20 protein-coding genes and 1 tRNA gene are annotated in these 19,786 nt (G+C 68.8%); 8 read left to right on the forward strand and 13 right to left on the reverse strand.

The annotated features are described in order from the left end of the window. The first annotated feature begins 411 nt into the window (after positions 1-411). Complete coding sequence (locus ACGFYU_RS23135) at positions 412-1,803, forward strand: pyridoxal phosphate-dependent decarboxylase family protein (RefSeq protein ID WP_393829209.1); 1,392 nt, start codon at positions 412-414, stop codon at positions 1,801-1,803. Next, positions 1,800-3,209 carry a lysine N(6)-hydroxylase/L-ornithine N(5)-oxygenase family protein gene (locus ACGFYU_RS23140; protein ID WP_393829210.1) on the forward strand — a complete coding sequence of 470 codons (1,410 nt, stop codon included), beginning with the start codon at positions 1,800-1,802 and terminating at the stop codon, positions 3,207-3,209. Before ACGFYU_RS23135 ends, ACGFYU_RS23140 begins: the two co-directional genes overlap by 4 nt. A gap of 142 nt (positions 3,210-3,351) precedes the next feature. Here ACGFYU_RS23140 and ACGFYU_RS23145 read toward each other — a convergent pair whose 3' ends face one another. Further along, positions 3,352-5,148 carry a bifunctional metallophosphatase/5'-nucleotidase gene (locus tag ACGFYU_RS23145; RefSeq protein WP_393829211.1) on the reverse strand — a complete coding sequence of 599 codons (1,797 nt, stop codon included), beginning with the start codon at positions 5,146-5,148 and terminating at the stop codon, positions 3,352-3,354. 140 nt (positions 5,149-5,288) lie between these two features. On the opposite strand from ACGFYU_RS23145, the gene ACGFYU_RS23150 reads away from it, so the two are divergent. Together ACGFYU_RS23150 and pyk are read left to right on the forward strand one after the other, a co-directional pair. Next, on the forward strand, positions 5,289-5,990 hold the full coding sequence (locus tag ACGFYU_RS23150) for an SIMPL domain-containing protein (RefSeq protein WP_393829212.1): 702 nt from the start codon (positions 5,289-5,291) through the stop codon (positions 5,988-5,990). Between the two features lie 148 nt (positions 5,991-6,138). Then, the gene (gene pyk, locus ACGFYU_RS23155; protein ID WP_393829213.1) at positions 6,139-7,566 is read left to right on the forward strand and encodes a pyruvate kinase; all 1,428 of its coding nucleotides are present in this window, start codon (positions 6,139-6,141) and stop codon (positions 7,564-7,566) included. Positions 7,567-7,588: 22 nt separating this feature from the next. Here the strand turns inward: pyk and ACGFYU_RS23160 are convergent, their stop codons facing one another. Beyond that, entirely contained in the window at positions 7,589-8,161 is a 573-nt protein-coding gene (locus ACGFYU_RS23160; RefSeq protein ID WP_393829214.1) for an RBBP9/YdeN family alpha/beta hydrolase, read from the reverse strand. 94 nt (positions 8,162-8,255) lie between these two features. On the opposite strand from ACGFYU_RS23160, the gene ACGFYU_RS23165 reads away from it, so the two are divergent. Next, entirely contained in the window at positions 8,256-8,864 is a 609-nt protein-coding gene (locus ACGFYU_RS23165; RefSeq protein ID WP_393829215.1) for a TetR/AcrR family transcriptional regulator, read from the forward strand. 3 nt (positions 8,865-8,867) lie between these two features. On the opposite strand, the gene ACGFYU_RS23170 is transcribed toward ACGFYU_RS23165, so the two are convergent. Further along, entirely contained in the window at positions 8,868-9,119 is a 252-nt protein-coding gene (locus tag ACGFYU_RS23170; protein ID WP_393829216.1) for an EF-hand domain-containing protein, read from the reverse strand. A gap of 66 nt (positions 9,120-9,185) precedes the next feature. Between ACGFYU_RS23170 and ACGFYU_RS23175 the strand changes: the two genes are divergently transcribed. Next, entirely contained in the window at positions 9,186-9,641 is a 456-nt protein-coding gene (locus ACGFYU_RS23175; protein ID WP_393829217.1) for a MarR family transcriptional regulator, read from the forward strand. 82 nt (positions 9,642-9,723) lie between these two features. Then, positions 9,724-10,164 (forward strand): GNAT family N-acetyltransferase, encoded by a 441-nt coding sequence (locus ACGFYU_RS23180; protein ID WP_393829218.1) that lies wholly within the window; start codon positions 9,724-9,726, stop codon positions 10,162-10,164. Between the two features lie 93 nt (positions 10,165-10,257). On the opposite strand, the gene ACGFYU_RS23185 is transcribed toward ACGFYU_RS23180, so the two are convergent. The 4 genes from ACGFYU_RS23185 to ACGFYU_RS23200 form a co-directional block, all read right to left on the reverse strand. After that, entirely contained in the window at positions 10,258-10,572 is a 315-nt protein-coding gene (locus tag ACGFYU_RS23185; RefSeq protein WP_393829219.1) for a hypothetical protein, read from the reverse strand. Further along, entirely contained in the window at positions 10,536-11,147 is a 612-nt protein-coding gene (locus tag ACGFYU_RS23190; protein ID WP_393829220.1) for a MerR family transcriptional regulator, read from the reverse strand. The genes ACGFYU_RS23185 and ACGFYU_RS23190 overlap by 37 nt, the downstream gene beginning before the upstream one ends. A 57-nt stretch (positions 11,148-11,204) precedes the next feature. Next, complete coding sequence (locus tag ACGFYU_RS23195; protein ID WP_393829221.1) at positions 11,205-11,960, reverse strand: transcriptional regulator; 756 nt, start codon at positions 11,958-11,960, stop codon at positions 11,205-11,207. A 108-nt stretch (positions 11,961-12,068) separates the two neighbouring features. After that, positions 12,069-12,142, reverse strand: a tRNA-Leu gene (locus tag ACGFYU_RS23200). Between the two features lie 97 nt (positions 12,143-12,239). Between ACGFYU_RS23200 and ACGFYU_RS23205 the strand changes: the two genes are divergently transcribed. After that, positions 12,240-12,905, forward strand: a complete 666-nt coding sequence (locus ACGFYU_RS23205; RefSeq protein WP_393829222.1) for an ANTAR domain-containing response regulator — start codon at positions 12,240-12,242, stop codon at positions 12,903-12,905. Positions 12,906-12,979: 74 nt separating this feature from the next. On the opposite strand, the gene ACGFYU_RS23210 is transcribed toward ACGFYU_RS23205, so the two are convergent. The 6 genes from ACGFYU_RS23210 to ACGFYU_RS23235 form a co-directional block, all read right to left on the reverse strand. Beyond that, positions 12,980-13,696, reverse strand: coding sequence for an ABC transporter ATP-binding protein (locus ACGFYU_RS23210; RefSeq protein ID WP_393829223.1), 717 nt, complete (start codon positions 13,694-13,696; stop codon positions 12,980-12,982). Next, positions 13,693-14,628 (reverse strand): ABC transporter ATP-binding protein, encoded by a 936-nt coding sequence (locus ACGFYU_RS23215; protein ID WP_393829224.1) that lies wholly within the window; start codon positions 14,626-14,628, stop codon positions 13,693-13,695. Before ACGFYU_RS23215 ends, ACGFYU_RS23210 begins: the two co-directional genes overlap by 4 nt. A gap of 5 nt (positions 14,629-14,633) precedes the next feature. Continuing rightward, complete coding sequence (locus ACGFYU_RS23220; protein ID WP_393829368.1) at positions 14,634-16,451, reverse strand: branched-chain amino acid ABC transporter permease; 1,818 nt, start codon at positions 16,449-16,451, stop codon at positions 14,634-14,636. A 5-nt stretch (positions 16,452-16,456) separates the two neighbouring features. Then, positions 16,457-17,389 (reverse strand): branched-chain amino acid ABC transporter permease, encoded by a 933-nt coding sequence (locus tag ACGFYU_RS23225; RefSeq protein ID WP_393829225.1) that lies wholly within the window; start codon positions 17,387-17,389, stop codon positions 16,457-16,459. Positions 17,390-17,524: 135 nt separating this feature from the next. Then, positions 17,525-18,757 carry a branched-chain amino acid ABC transporter substrate-binding protein gene (locus ACGFYU_RS23230; protein ID WP_393829226.1) on the reverse strand — a complete coding sequence of 411 codons (1,233 nt, stop codon included), beginning with the start codon at positions 18,755-18,757 and terminating at the stop codon, positions 17,525-17,527. Between the two features lie 543 nt (positions 18,758-19,300). Beyond that, positions 19,301-19,702, reverse strand: coding sequence for a hypothetical protein (locus ACGFYU_RS23235; RefSeq protein ID WP_393829227.1), 402 nt, complete (start codon positions 19,700-19,702; stop codon positions 19,301-19,303). Positions 19,703-19,786: the final 84 nt, after the last annotated feature.

Below are 19,786 nucleotides of genomic sequence, written 5' to 3' on the forward strand. Positions count from 1 at the left end.
CCGGCACACCCCCTACTCCCCCCCGGGGCGGGCCGCCACCGCGGCCCCCCCCATCCCCCCCCCCCCCGCCCCCCCCACCCCCCCCCCCCCCACCCCCCCCCCCCGCCCCCCCGGGGGGGGGCGGCCGCCACCCCATCCAGCCTCGCGGCGTTTGAGGCGCGGCACTTGCACACGCGGGCCCCGGCCATATTCGGCCCCGCCGGCGTTCGAGGTGCGGGGTCCGGGGCGGAGCCCCGGCAGGGGCGCGGCACCCGCACAAGTCGGCCCCACCCCCGGAGGGAACCGGCAGGTAGGCGATCCGGACAAACCCCGGCGGTTACCCCATTCGGGTCTGATCGTTGTACCGGCCGGGTGCCCGCCCCGCATCGGCGCAGCCGCAGCCGTAGCCGCCCAGCCTCCGGAGGACCCCGCATGACAGTGCCGCCCGGTACCCCGCCCCCCCTCGCCGGCGGCCGCGACGGCGCCGACGCCCTGCGGCCCCTCCTCGACACCGTCCTCGACGCCCTGCACACCGGAGCCAAGGAACGCGGCGGGCCCATTCCGGCCGGCGGCCCCGACGCCGTCGCGGCCCGCGTCCAGGCCGCACTGGGCGACGTACTCCCGGAACACGGCACCGGAGACCACGAAGCGCTCCGCACCCTCGTCCACACCCTCGCCGCCGGCGCCGCCGACCCCGCCGATCCCCTCTGCGCCGCCCACCTGCACGGCCCGCCGCTCGCCGCCGCGGCCGCCGCCGACCTCGCCGCCTGCGCCCTCAACCCCTCGCTCGACTCCTGGGACCAGGCCCCCGCCGCCTCCACCATCGAGGCCCTCCTCACCCGCACCCTCGCCGCCGAGTTCTACCCGACCGCCCCCCACCCCGACGCCCTCGTCACCACCGGCGGCACCGAAGCCAACCAGCTCGCCCTCCTCCTCGCCCGCGAACGCCACGGACCCGGCCTCACCGTCCTGCACGGCGCCAACGCCCACCACTCCATCCCGCGCTCCGCCTGGCTCCTCGGCCTCCCGCCCGCCCGCGCCCTGCCCACCCCCACCGGCACCCTCGACCCCGCCACCCTCGCCGAGGCCCTCGCCGCCACCCCAGGCCCCGTCCTCGTCACCGCCACCGCCGGCACCACCGACGCCGGACTCATCGACCCCCTCCACCGCATCGCCGACCTCTGCGACCGCTACGGATCCGACCTCCACATCGACGCCGCATACGGCGGCCTCCTCACCCTCAGCCCCCGCCACCGCGCCCAGGTCGACGGACTCGCCCGCGCCCACTCCCTCACCATCGACCTGCACAAACTCGGCTGGCAGCCCGTAGCCGCCGGAATCCTCGCCGTCCCCGACACCGCCCTGCTCAGCCCCCTCGCCCACCAGGCCGACTACCTCAACGCCCCCGACGACACCGAAGCCGGCCTGCCCGACCTCCTCGGCCGCTCCCTGCGCACCACCCGCCGCCCCGACGCCCTCAAGATCGCCACCACCTTGCGCGCACTGGGCCGCGACGGCATCGCCCGCCTCATCGACCGCACCTGCGAACTCGCCCACCACCTCGCCCGACTCCTGGACGCCCACCCCGCCTTCACACTCCACTCCGCACCCACCCTCACCACCGTGCTCTTCCGGCCCACCCACGCCGACGACACCCAGGTCGCCACCCTGCGCCGCACCCTGCTCCACGAAGGCCGCGCCGTCCTCGGCCGCACCCACGCCGACGGCCGCCTCTGGCTCAAAGCCACCCTGCTCAACCCCCACGCCACCGCGCGGGACCTGGACACCCTCGTCACCCTCCTGGAAGGCAGCACCCACCGATGACCGCCCAGCTCGATGCACCCCACGACCTCGTCGGAATCGGCATCGGCCCCTTCAACCTCTCCCTCGCGGCCCTCGCCCACGGCCTGCCCCACCGCGGAGCGGGAGAACTCGCCACCGCCTTCTACGACCAGCGCCGCGACTTCCGCTGGCACCCCGGGCTGCTCATCCACGGAGCCACCCTCCAAGTCCCCTTCCTTGCCGACCTGGTCACCCTCGCCGACCCGGCCAGCCCCTGGAGCTTCCTCAGCTACCTCAAGCACAAGGAACGGCTCTTCCCCTTCTACTTCGCCGAGCGGTTCCACATCCAGCGCGCCGAATACGACGCCTACTGCCGCTGGGTCGCCGGACGCCTGCCCGGACTCCACTTCGGCCACCAGGTCGACGCCGTCCGCTGGAACCCCGAACGCGACCTCTTCGAAGTCGACTTCACCCAGCTCGACCCCGACGGCGAAGCCGAAGCTCTCGGCCGCACCTACACCCGCCACCTCGCCCTCGGCGTCGGCACCGCCCCCTTCATCCCCGAACCCCTGCGCCCCCTCGCCGAAGCCCCCACCGTCCCCGTCATCCACTCCGCCGACTACCTCGACCACCGAGCCCGCATCGTCGGCGCCGAACACGTCACCGTCATCGGATCCGGCCAGTCCGGAGCCGAGGTCTTCCTCGACCTGCTCCGCGCCCGCCCCGCCGGCCGCGAACGCCTCACCTGGCTCGCCCGCACCCCCTCCTTCGCCCCCATGGAGTACTCCAAGCTCGGCCTGGAACACTTCACCCCCGACTACACCCGGTACTTCCACTCCCTCCCCGAACCCGTCCGCGACAAGCTCGTCCCCGCCCAATGGCAGCTCCACAAGGGCATCGACGCCGACACCATCGCCGCCATCCACGAGGAGCTCTACCGCCGCACCCTCCACGGCGGCTGGCCGGACGCCGTCCTCACCCCCGGAGTCAGCGTCCGCACCGCCGGCCGCGTCGCCACCACCAAGGTCGAACTCCACCTCGAACACGGCGAACAGGGCAGCCGCTCCCGCCTCACCACCGACGCAGTCGTCCTCGCCACCGGCTACCGCGAACGCCCCCTGGGCCGCCTCCTCGCAGGCCTCGACCCCTACCTCCGCAAGGACTCCTCCGGCCGCCCCCGCATCGACGACCACTACCGGATGATCACCGACCCCGCCGTCACCGGCAGCATCTTCGTCCAGAACGGCGAACGCCACACCCACGGCGTCGGAGCCCCCGACCTCGGCCTCGCCGCCTGGCGCAGCGCCGCCATCCTGAACACCCTCACGGGCAAAGACCCCTACCCCCAGCCCGACCGCACCGCCTTCACCACCTTCGGCCTCGAACAACGCGAACACACCCGCCCCCAACCCACCGTCGAGCTGCTCCCCCTGGTCGAACACCCCTAGACGAAGCCCGCCCCACCCCCGGCACCAGGGTGGCCACCATGCAGCGAACCAGCGCCGACGGGACCACCGCCCCGGCCCCTGGAACCGGACGGGGCCGGGTCCCGCCGCCGCGGACCCGGCCCCGGACAGGGACGACCGGCGCCTAGAAGACCGGCGTACCCGCCCGCGTCAGCCGCCAGTCCACCGACGCGAAGGCCGCCGGGTCCACCGTCCCCTTCGCCTTCACCCACTGGATGATCGTGTTGCGTATCTCATCCGAATTCGCCCACAGCTGCTTCGCCTGCGGAACGTGCGGGAAGTTCCCGCCCCCCGACGCCCGGTAGTTGTTCACCGCGAGCACGAACTGCCCCGCCGGATCCACCGGCTTCCCCTGGAACGACAGCCCGATGATCCGCGAACCGACCGGCTGCGCGATGTCGATGTCGTACGTGAACCCGTACACCGCGTCGTAGTTGTAGTCCGGGGTGCTCTCGGAGTTCGTCAGCTTCGCCGGATCCACCACGTCACCCGGGGCCGTCCGCACGTAGTACTTCGCCGAGTACTCCAGATAGTCCTTCAGCTGCGCGCCGGTCAGCAGCCGCGCCTCCAGCGTGTTCTCGAACGGGTACAGGCCGGCCGCGTCCTTGATCGTCACCTGCCCGGCCGGGATCGCCGCCGTCCGCGAGAAGCAGGAAGCCTGCGACAGCACCGGCAGCGCCGCCCACTCCGTGCCGGAGATGGCCGCCTTCACCGTCTCCGCCTGGACGTGGTTGATCAGATCGATGATCGGCACGTCCTTGACCGGACCCTCCGCCGAGGACATCGCCTGCGTCGAGGTCCCGATCACCTGGTTCACATACGCCACGACCTTGCGGTGCTCCTCCGACAGCAGCCCCGTGATCTCCGGGTCCTCCGCCGCCGTGTTGGAGTTCAGCACCTTCGCCGACACCTGCGCCACCGACCAGCGGCCCTTCGCCCACACCAGCTCGAAGTCGAACAGCGTCAGGCGCTGCCCCCACTTGAGCGGCTCCGACAGCACCACGTCCTTGCCGGTCGCCTTGTTCTTCACCCGGTACTCGGGAATCTCCGTGTGCGCGTGCCCCACCAGGATCGCGTCGATCCCCGGCACCTGCTCCGCCACCAGCCCCGCCGCGTTCTCGATGTACGGCAGCTGGTCCCCGTACGAAGAGGTCCCGCTCGACCCGGAGTGCGCCGACACGATCACCACGTCCGCACCCAGCGAACGCAGCCGCGGCACGTACTTCGCCGCCTGCTCCTCCAGCCCCGGGAAGGTCATCTTCCCCTGCACGTTCGCCTTGTCCCAGATCGCGATCCCCGGGTTCGTCAGCCCCAGCACCGCCACCTTCACGTCCGGCCCGTGCGGGGTCCGCAGCCGGTGCATGCTGTACGGCGGGAACGCCGGCCGCAGCGTCTTCGCGTCCAGCGCGTTCGCCCCCAGCAGCGGGAAGTCGCACTGCTCCTCGAACTTGCGCAGCACCGGAATGCCGTAGTTGAACTCGTGGTTCCCCAGCGCCGCCGCGTCGTACCCGATCGCGTTCATCGCCTGGGCCATCGGATGCACCGGACCCCGCCGCGCGGTGATCGGATCCACCTTGGCGTAGTAGTACGAAAGCTGCGTGCCCTGGATCGTGTCACCCGCGTCGATCAGCAGCGTGTTGCGGCGCCCCTTCTCCGCCCGCACCTGCTTCACCAGGGTGGAGATCTTCGCCAGACCCACGTCGTTGTGCGCCTTGTCGTCGAACTCCTTGTCCGTGAAATAGTCCCAGTTGAAGACATTCCCGTGGAGATCGGTCGTCCCCATCACCGTGAACGAGTACGTCCGCGGCGGCCTCCCCGACTCCGGCTGTGCGGCGGCCGGGGTGCTCGTGGCCCCCGCCAACGCAACGGCCGCACCTGTCGCGGCCGTGGTTCCCAGAAACGTCCTTCGGTCGAACGCCATGCCATCTCCCCTTGTGAGGCGTATTCAGCAGTACAGGCAACGCGCGTAGATTCTGACCCAGCGGTAACAAGCAGCAACACCCCTCCCAGGTTTCGATCCGATGACCGGACCCGTACGGACGACGGTGCGAGAGTGAAACCATGACCCAGGACGCATCGCACCAGCCCTACGGAACCCCCGAAGTACCCCGCGTCGCCGTCCGCGGCGAAGCCCGCATCGAAGTCGACCCCGAGATCGCCCGCATCGGCATCACCGTCAGCGCCCGCGGCACCGACCGGCGCAGCGCACTCGACGACCTCACCCGCCGCAACAACACCGTCCTCGACCTCATCAAGGGCTACGGCGACCCCGTCGAGAAACTCGAAACCGGATCCTTCTCCATCACCCCCGAACTCACCCGCCACGGCCGCGGCGAACGCATCCGCGCCTATCACGGCCGCGTCCACATCACCGCCGAGCTCAACGACTTCACCACCCTCGGCGAACTCACCACACGCCTCGCCGACCTCGAACTCACCCAGGTCGACGGCCCCTGGTGGGCCCTGCGCCCCACCTCACCCGCCCACGGCGAAGCCCGCCGCCAAGCCGTACTCGAAGCCGTCCAGCGTGCCCGCGAATACGCCGAAGCCCTCGGCGCCCGCCTGGCCGCCCTCGTCGAACTCGCCGACCTCGGAGCCGAGAACGCCGTCCCCTTCCCGGCCGCCGCCGGCACAGGCATGCGCACCATGGCCTTCAGCGCCGCCGAGGACGCGGGCCCCCCGCCCCTCGATCTCGAACCGCAGCTCCAGACCGTCTACGCCCAGGTGAACGCCCGCTTCACCATGACCCCTCCCCAGCTCTGAAACCCACCCCCATTCGGCGCCTTCGGGGGTGCTCATCAGAGCACCCCCATGCACATTCAACAATTGTCAACAAGCTTTTGCCCAAAGGTTGTTGAGTGGACACCCGGAACCAATTTCCTACTGCCTGGTAGGGGAATACGCTCGCCTCATGCGCCGAGCGAAAATCGTATGTACCCTGGGCCCCGCCACCGACTCATACGACCAGATCAAAGCCCTGGTCGAGGCCGGAATGGACATCGCCCGCTTCAATCTCAGCCACGGCACCTACGCCGAACACGAGGAGCGCTACCAGCGCGTACGCAAGGCCGCCGACGAAACCGGCCGCAGCGTCGGTATCCTCGCCGACCTTCAAGGCCCGAAGATCCGACTCGGCCGCTTCCGCGAAGGACCCGTACTCCTTGAACGCGGCGACGAGTTCACCATCACCGTCGAAGACCTCGAAGGCGACCGCCACACCTGCGGCACCACCTACAAGGGCCTCGCCGCCGACGTCACCACCGGCGAACGCATCCTCGTCGACGACGGCCGCGTCACCCTCGAAGTCACCGGAGTCGACGGCCCCCGCGTCCACACCCTCGTCGTCGAAGGCGGCATGGTCTCCGACCACAAGGGCCTCAACCTCCCCGGCGTGGCCGTCTCCGTCCCCGCCCTGTCCGAAAAGGACATCGACGACCTCCGCTGGGCCCTGCGCATCGGCGCCGACGTCATCGCCCTCTCCTTCGTCCGCAGCGGCCGCGACATCGACGACGTCCACCGCATCATGAACGAGGAAGGCCGCCGCCTCCCCGTCATCGCCAAGATCGAAAAGCCCCAGGCCGTCGAGAACATCGACGACATCGTCGCCGCCTTCGACGGCATCATGGTCGCCCGCGGCGACCTCGGCGTCGAAATGCCCCTGGAACAGGTCCCGATCGTCCAGAAACGAGCCATCAAGCTCGCCAAGCGCAACGCCAAGCCCGTCATCGTCGCGACCCAGATGCTCGACTCGATGATCGACAACTCCCGCCCCACCCGCGCCGAAGCCTCCGACGTCGCCAACGCCGTCATCGACGGCACCGACGCCGTAATGCTTTCGGGTGAAACCAGCGTCGGCAAATACCCGGTGGAAACCGTCCGCACCATGTCCCGCATCGTGGAAGCCGCCGAAGAGGACATCCTCGCCAAGGGCCTCCCGCCCCTCACCGACCGCAACAAGCCCCGGACCCAGGGTGGAGCCGTAGCCCGAGCCGCCGCCGAAATGGGCGACTTCCTCGACGCCAAATTCCTCGTCGCCTTCACCCAGAGCGGAGACACCGTCCGCCGGCTCTCCCGCTACCGCTCACCCATCCCCCTCCTCGCCTTCACCCCCGACCCGGCCACCCGCTCCCAGCTCAACCTCACCTGGGGCGTGGAAACCTTCCTCGGCCCCCACGTCGACTCCACCGACGCCATGGTCGCCCAGGTCGAGGAAGAGCTCCTGCGCATCGGCCGCTGCGTCCGCGGCGACGTCGTCGTGATCACCGCCGGCTCACCCCCCGGCGTCAGCGGATCCACCAACCTGGTCCGCATCCACCACATCGGCGACGCCGTCCGCTAAGCCCCGCAACAGCACCCCACCGCTACAACACCTCACGTATGAGACGCACCGCGTCGGGCAGCTCCAGCAGGCTCTCACCCGTACTCGGGAAGTGCCCGCCCGACGCGGTCACCCGTGCCGCCGCCCCCAACTCCGTCACGAACCGCATGACATGCTCCGCGGTCCTCTCCCCGGTCACCGGGTCATCCGCCGCATGCAGCACCCGGAACTCCCGCGCCGCACCCCGGATCCGCGCCCAGTCGAACTCCGGCGAGAAGAACGGCGCCAGCGCGTCGTAACCCACCTCGGCATTCATCGACGCCACGAACACCACACCCGCGAAAGCCCCCTCGGCCCCGGTGTCGTGCTCCTGCAGAAGCCGCAGCACATTCACCCCGCCCAGACTGTGCCCCACCAGCACCGTCTCACCGGCCCGCGCACCCTCGGTCTCCGCCCGCAGCCCCTTCAGCCACGCACCCGCCTCCGGCGCGAACGGCTCCGGGAAGTCCGGCACCCGCACCTCATGCCCCTCCGCGCCGAGCTCCGCGGCCACCGACGGGTACCAGTTCTCCCCGCCGCTCATGCCGTACCCGTGCGCGATCACGATCCTGCTCATGACTCATCCCCCTGACCCATCCAGCGACTGATCCAACCGATCAATCGAAACGCTACGCAGCGTGTCGATTTAAAGGTAGGGCTATCGTGATGGCGTGTCAACCACTCCCCAGAACCCCTCACCCCGCACAGGCGGCCGCCTGCGCAACGAGGACGCCCACCACTCCGTCCTCGAAGCAACAGCCGCCCTGCTCGTGGAACACGGCTACGGCGCCCTCACCATCGAAGGCGTCGCCAAACGCGCCAACGTCGCCAAAAGCACCGTCTACCGCTGGTGGAAATCCAAACCCGCCCTCGTCATGGACGCCTACGCCCACGAAACCGCCACCCGCGTCCCCGAACCCGACACCGGCACCCTCCCCGGCGACCTCACCACCTTCGTCACCGACCTCTACCGCATCGGCGGCGACCCCGTCCGCGCCAAAGCCCTCACCGGCCTCATGGCAGAAGCCCAACTCGACCCCGCCTTCGCCGAAGCCTTCCGCGCCTGGGTCCACACCCGCCGCGAACTCGTCACCACCCTCCTCACCCGCGCCATCACCCGCGAAGAAATCCCCGCCGACACCGACCTCGACCACGCCACCGACCTGATCTTCGGCCCCTTCTGGTACCGCCTCCTCATCGCCCACGCCCCCCTCGACCCCGCCGACGCCCAAGCCCACGTCACCACCATCCTGGGCGGCCTCACCCGGCACACACGATGAGCACTACCAGCCGAACCGCCGATCCACGACCGCCGCGAACTCCTCGAACGTCAACACCTCGTCGCCATTCGCATCCGCCGCATCGAACAACGCCGACGAAGCGTCCACATCCCCCACACCCCAAAACGGCAGCACACCCTGCGCAGCGAGCGTCGGCCCCTTCGACCGCAGCGCCGTGATCACCTCCACGCGCGTCAGCTCACCATCCGCATTCAAATCCAACGCCTCGAACAACTTCCGAGCGTTCTCACTCATCACACAAACCCCTTCATCGCACACACGCCTTGACCTCAACCTGACTCTAGGTCCTACGGTCACAACATGACGATCAAGGAATACCCCCAGGACCAACTCGCCGCACAACCCATCGGCTACTGGAGCGGCGAAGCCGCCAAGCTCGCCATAGGCGCCCTCCGGACCGCCCTCGCCGAAGAAGACCTCACCCAGCCCCACTGGTGGACCCTCAACCACCTCGCCGGCGCCCCCGGCCACTGGACCCGCACCACCCTCACCACGAAGCTCGCCCCCTACGACGACCAGGACACCGACTTCGAAGCGGTCTACGCCGACCTCACAGCCCGCGGCTGGCTCACCGAAACCGACAACGCCCTGACCCTCACGGACCAGGGCGAAGCAGGCCGCCTCCGCGCCCGCGACCGCAACGCCAAGGTCCACGCCCGCATGCGAGAAGGCATCGACGACGCCACCTACGCAGCCACCATCGCCACCCTCCGCCGCCTCGTCGCCAACCTCGGCGGCAACGGCGACCTCCCCTAAACCCTTGTCCCAGCCGGCACCCGGCACCTGACCGCCCGCATGCGGAATCGACGTCCGAGGAGCACTCAGGTCTCCTGCTGCGATGCCCGATCTTCGCTTCCACCGACCCGACGGCGATACCACCCTCAAAGACTGGCAGTACGTCCACAACGCGGTCATCCCCACCCATGTCCTGCCGCTGGAAGAGGTACGGGAACGCTCCCAGCGCCACCACCTGGAGATCGCGTATCTCGGCGACACCCTCGTCGGCTGCAGCACGGTGCGCCCGCCGGCAAACGACACGATGACGGCAACAGTCATCGCCCGCGTACTCGCCACCCACCGCGGACAGGGATTCGGCGAGGCACTCTACGCGCGTGGGCTCCACCGGGCGCGGGAGCTGGGTGCCAAGGTGATCGAAACCGTCGTCCTGTCATCGAACGAAGACGGCCTGCGCTTCGCCCAGAAGCACGCGTTCACCGAAACCGAGCGATACCTACTGCCGGGGGACACCATCCCCTGGATCGACATGCGGCTCTCCTGACCACAACAGAGCGCGCGATCGACTCAACCAAAGCCGTACGCGCGCCTCCGCCAACGCACCCGCACACGGAGCCGCGCACCAGGCCGACCACAGCTAGCCCACCGAACGCCCCCGCAACACCTCCGCCAACCGCGCATACACCGGCACCAACCCCGGCACCACCTCCCAGCCGTTCACCACCCACACCAACCGCCAGTACCGCTCCACCCGAGCATCACCCGCCGCCTCGAACTCCCCGGCCAGCCAATCCCGGAACCCGGCATCCGGCACCCGCCCCAACACCCCCGCGAACCTCCCCACCAAATCGCCGACGACCCCCTCGTCCACCGCCCCCTCCCCGGCCTCCTCCAGCACCCGCCGCGCGAACCCCATCACCTCGGCACCCGCACGCTCCTCCACCTCCGCCACACCCGGCCGCCACGCCCGCAGACCGCACGGAACCCCTCGTCACCCACCAGCCCCGCCAGCTCCACCCACGCCGCCAACTGCTCCGCCGACGGATCCTCCGGCAACTCGGGAGCAGCCGCAGCCACCGCCCCCACCACCGCGGGATCGGCCCCCTCCAGGAACCCCCCGACCAACCGCCGGAACTCCTCACCCGACAACCGTGCAAGCCCGAACATCAACTTCATCTCCTCAGCACTGGACCCCTGCCCGGCCACCGCCCGCAGCACGGCCCGACGCAACCGCAACACCCTGATCTGCACGTCCAGCGCATCGGCATGCGCCGCGGCAACCTCCGCCAGCGACGCCTCACGCCCCAGCACCCGCCGAACCGTCCCCAGATCCAGACCCAGCTCACGCAACGCACGCACCAGCTCCAGGCGAAACAGCACATCGAGGTCGTACAGCCGGTACCCGGCACGACTCCGATCCGTCGGCGCCACCACCCCCGAATCGGAGTAGAACCGGATCGTCCGAACCGACAACCCGGTCCGCCGTGCCAGCTCCCCGATCGAGAACAGATCCACACCGTCTTCCATGCGCCCACCCTGCGGTCTCCAGCCACTGGAGACTCAACCCTAGGCGCGCAGCGCCGCTCAGTACTTCGGCCCGATGTGGGCGTCCATGAGCGCCACGGATGCCTTTCGGGCGATGGACACGTTGAAGGGGTCGCTGCCCCGGGCGAGGATCGTCCACTGGACGCCGACCTTGGTGAGCGTGTCGGTGCAGAGCTTCCGGATGTCGTCCGACTTGTTGGTGAAGAAGTACCGCGGATACTCGTAGCGCTTCCGCTCCCCGCCGACCGTCCGGGTGGTCCAGTTGGTGATCCGGCACCCGTCGGAGTGGATCAGCCCCCGGATGAAGTCCCACGGGTGGGCGTCAACGATCCCCTGCTGCCAGTCCTCCAGGACGATGGGCCGCTCGTGCTTCTTGCCGGGTCCGTGCTGAGGGAACAGGCAGGTCCAGTGCCGACCGTAGCTGGTGACGGCGACGCAGCCTTGGCGCTGCAGGACGTACACCTTGTCGGATGGGCGAACCGCAAGGATCGCTGCGCGGCACTGCTCGATGAGGCCGGGCCACGCGTCTGCGCAGGCGATGCGGAGGTGGTGTCCACCTCGGGGGTGGGGACTGATGCAGCCGTCGCCGAGATAGAGACCGAGGAGGTAGGCGTACGCGGCCGGGTCGGGCGGGCCCTCGCACGGCGTCTGGTTCATGCGGGGGAGGGGTTCGATGCGAACCTGCCAGGCGCGGATGGCGGCCCGGGATATCCCCGTTTCCTTGCTGACGGAATTCAGGCTCCGCCCGTGACCGAGAAGAGTGAGCGCGTGCTGCCGAGTTGCCAGATCGTACATATGGGCGACACTGCGGAAAATCCTCCGGATGCGCGCCCTCTTTTCGGCGGATTCGCTCGAAAGGGGGAGGCTTGCCGCCGAGGCGTGACCTTGGAATTCAAGGAAAGGTGCCCCAGGTGGGATTCGAACCCACACTGTCCGCTGTTTGAGAGCGGCCTCTCTAACCGTTGGAGTACTGGGGCCTTCAAAACGAAGGTTCGGGGGAACCCTGCGTGGCACCACCTTACAGGAGCTCGGTAGGCTCGGGGGAGCTGTTATGCCCCGCAAAGAGGAGCCCCCGTGACCGCCGAGCACGAGTCGACGCCCACGCCCGACGCCGACCAGTCGCACGTTCCGCCGCTGACGACCCGGGTCGTCATCGCCGAGGACGAGGCGCTCATCCGTCTCGATCTGAAAGAGATGCTCGAGGAGGAGGGGTACGCCGTCGTCGGTGAGGCCGGGGACGGGCAGACGGCCGTGGAGCTGGCGCGGGAGCACCGGCCCGACCTCGTCATCCTCGACGTGAAGATGCCCGTGCTCGACGGCATCTCCGCGGCCGAGAAGATCGCGGAGGAGTCCATCGCGCCGGTGCTGATGCTGACCGCGTTCTCGCAGCGCGACCTGGTCGAGCGGGCCCGTGACGCCGGGGCCATGGCGTACCTCGTGAAGCCGTTCAGCAAGAGCGACGTCGTGCCCGCCATCGAGATGGCGGTCTCCCGTTTCGCGGAGCTGAAGGCGCTGGAGAAGGAGGTCGCCGACCTCTCGCTCCGGCTGGAGACCCGCAAGCTCGTGGACCGGGCCAAGAGCATCCTGCAGACGCAGTACGGGCTCAGTGAGCCGGCTGCGTTCCGGTGGATCCAGAAGACCTCCATGGACCGCCGCATGTCCATGCAGCAGGTCGCCGAGGCGGTCATCGAGGACGCCGAGGAGAAGAAGCAGCAGAAGGACGCCGCCAAGGGGCAGTAAGACCCCGGACAGACACGCGTGAGGCCCGTCTCCCCCCGAGGGGAGACGGGCCTCACGGCTTGGAGGGGGCGGGGTCAGTCCTCGCCGAGGTAGGCCTTGCGGACGTCCTCGTTGTGGAGGAGGTCCTGGCCGGTGCCGGAGAGCACGATCTTGCCGATCTCCATCACGTGCGCCTGGTCGGCCAGGGAGAGCGCGGCCTGGGCGTTCTGCTCGACGAGCAGGATGGTGGTGCCGGTGGCCTTGAGCTCGGCGATGGTCGCCATGATCTTCTGCATCATCAGCGGGGAGAGGCCCATGGAGGGCTCGTCCAGCATGAGGAGCTTGGGCTGGCACATGAGGGCGCGGCCCATGGCGAGCATCTGCTGTTCGCCGCCCGAGAGGGTGCCGGCGGCCTGCTTGCGGCGCTCTCCCAGGATGGGGAAGAGGTCGTAGGCGCGCTGGATGTCCTTCTCGATGCCTTCCTTGTCGGAGCGGAGGAAGGCGCCGAGCTGGAGGTTCTCGGCGATCGTCAGCCGGGGGAAGATGTGGCGTCCCTCGGGGGAGTGGGCCAGCTTCATGGAGACGATCTTGTGGGCGGGGACGCCGACGAGGGGCTTGCCGTCGAAGGTGATGCTGCCCGCGGTGGGCTTGAGGAGCCCGGAGAGGGTGCGCAGGGTGGTCGTCTTGCCGGCGCCGTTGGTGCCGACGAGGCAGACGATTTCGCCTTCGTTGACCTCGAAGGAGATGCCCTTGACGGCTTCGATCTTGCCGTAGGCGACTTTGAGGTCTTCGACCTTGAGCAGTGCGGTCACTTGGCCTCTCCTTCCGTGCTGGTGGTGCTGGTGGTGCTGTCGTCCTCGGCGGTGTCCGCCTCGGCTTCCGCCTCGGCCTCGGCCTCGGCTTCAGCGTGGGCCTCGGCCGCTTCGACCTCGGCGACTTCCTCTTCGCCCGGGGCGCCCTCGAAGGGCGTGCCGAGGTAGGCGGCGATGACGCGTTCGTCGCCCTGGACTTCGGCGGCGGTGCCTTCGATGAGCTTTTCGCCCTGGACGAGGCAGGCGACTCGGTCGCAGAGGTTGAAGATGAAGCGCATGTCGTGCTCGATGACGAGGACGGCGATGCCCTTGTCGCGGATGGCGAAGATGAGTTCTTCGGCCGCCCGGGTCTCCTGCGGGTTCATGCCGGCGGTGGGCTCGTCCAGGAGGATGAGGCCGGGGTCGCTGGCGAGGGCGCGGGCGATTTCGAGCTTGCGCTGCTCGCCGTAGGGGAGGTTCTTGGCGAGGTGGCCGGCCTTGTGCTGGAGGCCGATGAACTCGAGGAGTTCCATGGCGCGCTCTTCGCTGGCGGCTTCGGCCTTCTTGAAGCCGGGGCCGCGCAGGAGGGCGGACCAGAGGCCTTCCTTGGTGCGGGTGTGGCGTCCGACGAGGACGTTTTCCAGCACGGTCATGTTGTGGAAGAGCCGGATGTTCTGGAAGGTGCGGGCGACGCCTGCCGCGGTGACCTTGTGGGGCGTGGGCGGCAGGACGGTGCCTTTGTAGCTGACGGTTCCCTCGGTGGGGACGTACAGCCCGGTGAGGCAGTTGAAGAAGGTGGTCTTGCCGGCGCCGTTGGGGCCGATGAGGCCGACGATCTCGCCGGCGTTGACCGTGAGGTCGACGCCCTTGACGGCGGTGAGGCCGCCGAAGCGCATGGTGACGCCGCTGGCTTCGAGGACGGTGGTCGTGGTGGTGGTGTCTGTGGTGGTCATGGTGTTCACGCCCCCGCCTTGGCGGTGGCCAGGTCCGTGGGGGCCTGGTCAGCGGTGTCGTCGTGGTACTCGAGCTGCGCGCGCTTGTTGGCGATGAGGCCTTCGGGGCGGAAGCGCATGAGGAGGATGAGGGCGATGCCGAAGGCGAGGAGCTGGTAGTCCTGGAGGAAGGCCAGCTTCGCCGGGATCAGGAAGAGGAGTGCGGCGCCGAGGATGGGGCCGCGGATGGTGCCCATGCCGCCGAGGATGACGGCGGCGAGGAGGAACGCGGAGTTCGGCGGGACGGGCCCGGCGAAGACGTAGTTCTCGGGGACGACGGTGCTGTTGACGTGTGCCTGGACGGTGCCGGCGAGGCCGGCGAGGGTGGCGCCGAGGGCGAAGGCGATGAGCTTGACCTTGAAGCCGTTGATGCCCATGGCTTCGGCGGCGGTCTCGTCTTCGCGGATGGCGACCCAGGCGCGGCCGATGCGGCTGTTGCCGGCTCGGGCGAAGACCAGGACGACGATGGCCATGACGAGCAGCATCAGGAAGTAGTAGTTGGCGTAGGCGCCGAGGGTGATGCCGCCGATGTCGTGGGATTCCCCGAAGTTCCACCCGAAGATTTCGAGGTGGGGGATGTTGGGGATGCCGTTGGGGCCGTTGGTGATGTCGGGGCCGGAGTCGCCGTCGAGGTTGCCCATGGCGATGCGGAAGATTTCTCCGAAGCCGAGGGTGACGATGGCGAGGTAGTCGCCGCGCAGGCGCAGGGTGGGTGCGCCGATGACCACGCCGAAGATGAGGGAGGCGAGGGCGCCGACGATCATCGCTGCCCAGAAGGGGAGGCGGATGTCGAAGGCGGAGGCGGTGCTTCCGGAGACGAGGGCGGCGGTGTAGGCGCCGACGCCGAGGAAGGCGACGTAGCCGAGGTCGAGGAGGCCGGCGAGGCCGACGACGACGTTGAGGCCGAGGGCGACGGTCGCGAAGATCAGGATGTTGACCGCGATGAGCGTGTAGGTGTCGCCGCTCTGCTGGATGAAGGGGAAGGCGATCGCGGCGGCCGCGGTCCCGATGAGGGTGACCTGGCGGTGCCGCGCGATGATCGCGGAGACGTGCTTTCCGACTCCGGAGCTGCCGATTGCTGCGGCGGCGAGCGCGACGGTGATCAGGTAGGCGGTGAAGAGCTGCGGTTCCTTGTCATCGGTGTCGATGCCGAAGGTGATGACGAACAGGCCGGTCGCGAAGACTGCCGCGATGATCAGGATTTCGGCCCAGGAGGGGAGCTTGCGGGCGGCCGGGAGGCTGCCTTCGGCCCGTCCGAGGCGGATGTGCCGGTAGAGGGCGTAGATCGCGACACCGAGGATGATCGCGATGAACCAGTTCCACTTCGGCAGGTCTTCTACGGGCTTCCTGCGGAGGGGGAGGCCGAGGGAGCCGACGAAGGCGAGGAGGACGCCTGCGGCGGCGACGTAGGCGCCGGGCTCCAGGTGGGCCAGTCCGCCGAGTTCGACGGCGATGGCGCCGACCGTGAACAGGGTGGTGGCGAGGGCGCCGAAGGCGGCGATGACGGCGGGGTTGTTGCTCTTCGACGGGTTGAGCCAGCCGAGGCCGCGGATTCCGTAGCCGGAGGCTGCGAAGAGCAGGGTGAGGGCTCCGCCGACGATGGTGAGCATCTGGAGGTCGGCGGGGTAACCGTAGACCGTGAGGTTGCCGGGGAAGTCGGGGGTCCAGGTCCATGCCATGAAGGCGGACACGATGGTGACGACTGCGCCGGCGATGGTGAGCGCGCGGGCGGCGGCTGCGGGGATCGGGATGACCGGGGACGTCTCGATGGTGTTGGTGGTCATGGTTCTCACGCCCGATCCGCGACGCGCTCGCCGAGCAGGCCTTGTGGCCGCACGAGGAGGACGACGATGAGGAGTACGAACGCCCAGACGTTGGACCAGGCTCCACCGCCGAGCTGCTGCATGCCGGGGATCTCTTCGATGTACGCGATCGAGAGGGCCTCGGCGAGGCCGAGGACGACGCCGCCGACCATGGCGCCGTAGATGTTGCCGATGCCGCCGAGGACGGCCGCGGTGAAGGCCTTGAGTCCGAGGATGAAGCCCATCTCGAAGTTGATCTGGCCCTTGTCGAGGCCGTAGGCGACGGCGGCGACGGCGGCGAACGCGGCACCGATGGCGAAGGCCATGACGATGATGCGGTCGGTGTTGATGCCCATGAGCTTGGCGGTGTCCGGGTCCTGGGCGGTGGCCTGCATGGCGCGGCCGCTGCGGCTCTTGGAGACGAAGATGCCGAGGGCGAGCATGCAGAGCGGGGCCAGGATGAGGACGAAGGCGTCAGCGCGCTGGATCGCGAGGCTGTCGGTGATCTTGAAGGCCGCTCCCTTGAACTCGGGGAAGCTGACCGCCTTCTTGGCGTCCGGGTAGAACTGCCAGACGAGCTGCTGGAGCGCGATCGAGAGGCCGATTGCGGTGATGAGCGGGGCGAGCCGCGGGGCGCTGCGCAGTGGGCGGTACGCGAAGCGTTCCGCTGCGGTGGCCACGGCGACGGAGGTGAGAGCACCTCCGACGATCATGACGGGTATCGCGATCAGCAGGGAGGTGCCGGTCGGGAGGGCGGTGTAGGCGGTGAGCGCGCCGAAGCCGCCGATCATGAAGATCTCGCCGTGGGCGAAGTTGATGAGCTGGACGATGCCGTAGACCATGGTGTACCCGATGGCGATGAGGCCGTAAAGGGCACCGAGGGCAAGGCCGTTGGCCAGCTGTTGCGGCAGTTCGTGCACCGCAGGGCCTCCGATGAGCGTGTCGGATAAGACTCCGCGCGAGGGCGCTGTTTGCGCCCTCGCGCGGTTGGTTCGTTTGATGCGGGTCAGGCCGTTGGGACGGACTGGCCCGGTGCTAGCGGGCTAGCGGTGGGATTACTGGTTGAAGGTGTCGCTCTTGACGTCGATCCACTTGCCGCCCTCGACCTTGTAGACCGTGAGCTGCTTGTTGGTGGTGTCGCCGTACTGGTCGAAGGCGACCTTGCCGGTCACGCCTTCGAAGGAGACCTTGCCGAGGGCCTCGACGACCTTGGCGCGGGCGTCGGTGGGCAGCTTGCCGTCGTTGGCGGCGACGACGGCCTTGACGGCCTGGATGACGGCCCAGCCGGCGTCGTAGGAGTAGCCACCGTAGGCGGCGTACGGGTCCTTGTAGCCGGCGGCCTGGTAGTCCGCGATGAAGGTCTTGGCGGTGGGGAGCTTCTCGACCGGGTAGCCGATGGAGGTGGAGAGGTCGCCCTCGTTGGCCTCACCGGAGGCGCTGATGAAGGCGGGGTCCTGGATGCCGTCGCCGCCCATGAGCGGGATGTTGGCGCCGGTCTTCTTGATCTGGTCGGCGAGGAGGCCGCCCTCGGGGTACTGGCCGCCGAAGTAGACGGAGTCGGCGCCGGAAGCCTTGACCTTGTCGGCGGTGGAGGAGAAGTCGGTCTCCTTCACGGTGACGTGGTCGGTGCCGACGACCTCGCCGCCGAGCTTCTTGAACTCGTCGGAGAAGATCGCGGCGAGGCCGGCGCCGTAGGTCTGCTTGTCGTCGACGACGAAGACCTTCTTCTTGCCGGCGTCCTTGAAGAGGTACTGGGCGGCGAACTTGCCCTGGACCACGTCGGTGGCGGCGGTGCGGAAGTAGGTGTCGAAGGGGCGCTTGAACTCGCCCTTGCCCCAGTTGTCGCCCTGGCTGAGCGAGGGGTTGGTGTTGGCGGGGGAGACCTGCGCCAGCTTGGCGGAGGCGAAGACGCCCTGCATCTGCTGGGAGACGCCGGAGTTCAGCGGGCCGACGACGCCGATGACGTCCTTGTTGCCGACGAGCTTGGTGGCGTTGGCCTGACCGGAGGCGGGGACCGCCTGGTCGTCGAGGCCTTCGACCTTGAATTCGATCCCGGGGACCTCGTTGTTCTTGTTGGCCGTCTTGGCCGCGAGGTCCACGGAGTTCTTGATGCCCTGGCCGAGCGCGGAGAGCGAGCCGGTGAGGGGGGCGTCGACGCCGATGACGACGACGGTCTTCTTGCCGCCGCCGTTGTCCTTCGAGCCTCCGTCGCGCGATCCGCAAGCGGTGAGGGTCAGTGCTCCCGTGGTGATCACGGTGGTGAGGACGAGCAAAGAACGGTGTCGCACGATTCTTCCTTTCCCTGGCGCGGCGCCCTCTAGTCGAGGTGCCGGTAGGTCGCCGGGCCGCACTGGGAGGTCCACGGCCGTGCTGGGTCGCGCCCATCGGCGCGGTGACTGGCCGTGACTCTAGGCCCGAGGTGGCGAGCGCGGGGAGCGGGGAAAGGATGATGTGACGCTCTTGTTATGCCAAGGGCAAGAATGCGTGGTGGGAGTGCGGACAGATCGGACATTTTGTGACGCTGGGGAATGTCCGCATCCTGAGAAAACCCTGTTCCCCTAAGGGGCTTGAGGCCTCCATGCTCCTGTCTTTGATCAAATTCAGCCGAATGTGGCAGCGCGTGGCCGAAAGAATCCGTCGGGTGGCCATTCCCGAGGGAAAAGGGGGATTCGGTATGGCATTTCCGTTACGTAGAGTAACGAAAGAGGAAGATCCACTTCACTCGGATGGATCTTGTTCCGGCAGCCAAAGGGCCTGCGACCTGCGGTTCGGTCGTACGGGGGTACGTGCCCGGAAGCCGGACAGCGCGCCCGGGAATCCGGTGACCCGCGTCACGTCGGCGGGCGCCAGTTCTCGGAGCTCCAGGTCGCCCCGTTCTGCTCCGCGCAACGCTGGGCCACGAACCGGTCGATGAGCTCAAGTGCCTTGTCCCGTCCGGCAGTTCGCTCCTCGGCGCGGCCCGCGGCGACCGCGTCCTCGTGGATCGCGTACTGCTCGTTGGAGAGCCCCTTCTGCTCCCAGTCCAGACCGGACCATTTGGTGCCCATGAGGGTCTCCTTGGCCCAGTAGGACACCAGGCTGGTGCAGACCTGCGCGGGCGAGGAGGGGCTCGGGGCAGGGCTCCCGGAAGCGGCCTCGTGTGGCGGGGTGGAAGCTGAGCATCCGGTCAGGGCGAGCGCCGTGAGGAGGGTGGAGGCGACGTACCGGACCGTGGAACGTGGCTGGTTCCCCATGAGGGGAAGGTAGGCGGTCACCATCGGTGACACAACACATGGGGGCGAGAAGGGTGCGGACTGGCGGATTCCGGGCGGGTGCGT

The organism is Streptomyces sp. NPDC048337 (assembly GCF_043201175.1).
Lineage (GTDB): Bacteria > Actinomycetota > Actinomycetes > Streptomycetales > Streptomycetaceae > Streptomyces.

Excerpts from the sequence above, each read along its gene's own strand:
- ACGFYU_RS23135 (WP_393829209.1), top strand. The coding sequence starts at position 412 with ATGACAGTGCCGCCCGGTACCCCGCCCCCCCTCGCCGGCGGCCGCGAC.
- ACGFYU_RS23140 (WP_393829210.1), top strand. The coding sequence starts at position 1,800 with ATGACCGCCCAGCTCGATGCACCCCACGACCTCGTCGGAATCGGCATC.
- ACGFYU_RS23145 (WP_393829211.1), bottom strand. The coding sequence starts at position 5,148 with ATGGCGTTCGACCGAAGGACGTTTCTGGGAACCACGGCCGCGACAGGT.
- ACGFYU_RS23150 (WP_393829212.1), top strand. The coding sequence starts at position 5,289 with ATGACCCAGGACGCATCGCACCAGCCCTACGGAACCCCCGAAGTACCC.
- pyk (WP_393829213.1), top strand. The coding sequence starts at position 6,139 with ATGCGCCGAGCGAAAATCGTATGTACCCTGGGCCCCGCCACCGACTCA.
- ACGFYU_RS23160 (WP_393829214.1), bottom strand. The coding sequence starts at position 8,161 with ATGAGCAGGATCGTGATCGCGCACGGGTACGGCATGAGCGGCGGGGAG.
- ACGFYU_RS23170 (WP_393829216.1), bottom strand. The coding sequence starts at position 9,119 with ATGAGTGAGAACGCTCGGAAGTTGTTCGAGGCGTTGGATTTGAATGCG.
- ACGFYU_RS23175 (WP_393829217.1), top strand. The coding sequence starts at position 9,186 with ATGACGATCAAGGAATACCCCCAGGACCAACTCGCCGCACAACCCATC.
- ACGFYU_RS23180 (WP_393829218.1), top strand. The coding sequence starts at position 9,724 with ATGCCCGATCTTCGCTTCCACCGACCCGACGGCGATACCACCCTCAAA.
- ACGFYU_RS23190 (WP_393829220.1), bottom strand. The coding sequence starts at position 11,147 with ATGGAAGACGGTGTGGATCTGTTCTCGATCGGGGAGCTGGCACGGCGG.
- ACGFYU_RS23195 (WP_393829221.1), bottom strand. The coding sequence starts at position 11,960 with ATGTACGATCTGGCAACTCGGCAGCACGCGCTCACTCTTCTCGGTCAC.
- ACGFYU_RS23215 (WP_393829224.1), bottom strand. The coding sequence starts at position 14,628 with ATGACCACCACAGACACCACCACCACGACCACCGTCCTCGAAGCCAGC.
- ACGFYU_RS23220 (WP_393829368.1), bottom strand. The coding sequence starts at position 16,451 with ATGACCACCAACACCATCGAGACGTCCCCGGTCATCCCGATCCCCGCA.
- ACGFYU_RS23235 (WP_393829227.1), bottom strand. The coding sequence starts at position 19,702 with ATGGGGAACCAGCCACGTTCCACGGTCCGGTACGTCGCCTCCACCCTC.